This is a genomic window from Pseudomonadota bacterium, assembly GCA_010028905.1.
Classification (GTDB): domain Bacteria; phylum Vulcanimicrobiota; class Xenobia; order RGZZ01; family RGZZ01; genus RGZZ01.
The window spans coordinates 1-1,227 of the sequence record RGZZ01000869.1 but is presented as its reverse complement, the minus strand read 5'-3'; the positions used below and the strand labels follow the sequence as shown (position 1 = coordinate 1,227).

At 62.8% G+C, this 1,227-nt stretch carries 2 protein-coding genes; both read right to left on the bottom strand.

Annotated elements, in window-relative coordinates:
- Positions 1-341: indole-3-glycerol-phosphate synthase TrpC (locus tag EB084_26000; GenBank protein NDD31718.1), on the bottom strand; the 341-nt coding region annotated here is incomplete at its 3' end.
- A gap of 3 nt (positions 342-344) precedes the next feature.
- Complete coding sequence (apaG, locus tag EB084_25995; GenBank protein ID NDD31717.1) at positions 345-743, bottom strand: Co2+/Mg2+ efflux protein ApaG; 399 nt, start codon at positions 741-743, stop codon at positions 345-347.
- Between the last annotated feature and the right edge of the window lie 484 nt (positions 744-1,227).

The window sequence follows — 1,227 nt, the reverse complement described above, 5'->3', positions numbered from 1 at the left end:
GCAATCAGATCGGCATCGGAGCCTTGAAACGAAGGTCCGTCGGTCAGCACCGACAAGCACGCGGCGCCAGAGCGGGCATAGGCGCGGGCGACGTCGTCGGGCTGCAGGTCGCCGCGGATCACCCCGCGCGAGGGGGAGGCGCGTTTGAACTCGGCGATGATCGCACGTCCAGAGCTCGCCACCTGTTGCCGCAGCGCCTGAGCAAAGCCGCGTGGCGGCGGCAAATCGGCAAGGCGTTGCTGCAGCTGAGTTTCGGACACAGCCGCGCGCCGCTGCGCCACCTCGTTGAGTTTATAGGCGCGGATGTGCTCTAGAATATCACTGGGCGGCACGGCGGTCATGGCTCAATGCACCGGATGCCGCTCGTACGGGCTCTCGAGGGCGAACGCGGGAATATCAATCTCGATCCGTTGGCCGGCGTCGGTCTCCATGCTATAGACGCCCTCCATCGTGCCCGACGGCGTGGGCAGCGGCGTGCTCGAGACGTAAGAAAAATTACCGCCCGGCGCAATCGTCGGCTGCTCGCCGATCACGCCCGTGCCGCGCACCTCGTGCAGGCGTCCAGCGGCGTCGATAATGCGCCAGTAGCGCGCCATCAGTCGAACGTTCTGCGTGCCTTGGTTAACGATGCGCATGCGATACGCCCACAGAAACACGCCGTCTTCGGGCATCGAGCGATCTTCGAGAAAAAACGCCTCGGCTTCAACCGCAATGTCGTGCGTGAGAGAGCGGTAAACGGTCACGGAATCATCCTGCAGGGTTGCCGATAGGCACCCTATCTACACGCTCTGCGCCACGCTGGCAAATAACAGGCCAAGGCGGCCTCGTGAAAATGCGTGGGTTGTTGCTTGTCACCAGCGTTGGCGGGGGAACCGCTGCGCTCTTTCCCCCGAACCCCCTCTCCACTCTTTTAACGCATCCGCGTCAAGGGCGTCGCTTTTTGCAAGGGCAAAAAGCTCGTGAACGGCTCCACGAGTGCGCCAAAGCGGGCGCACTCGTTCGCCGCCCTTGACTCGTCCTGTGCCGACCTGCTGGCCGCGGCTGCGGTGTGTTCTTTAAGGCTGTATCTTGTTGAAACGGTCTGCGCGGCTTCGCCGCGCAGATGCAGGCAGCACACAGAAGCAGAGGGAGGCTGGGTAGAACTGGGCAGAGAAACGCCGTGCATCATTACGCTGGCCTTTTCCTTGCCCAGTTCTACCCAGCCTCCCTCTGCTTCTGTGTGCTGCC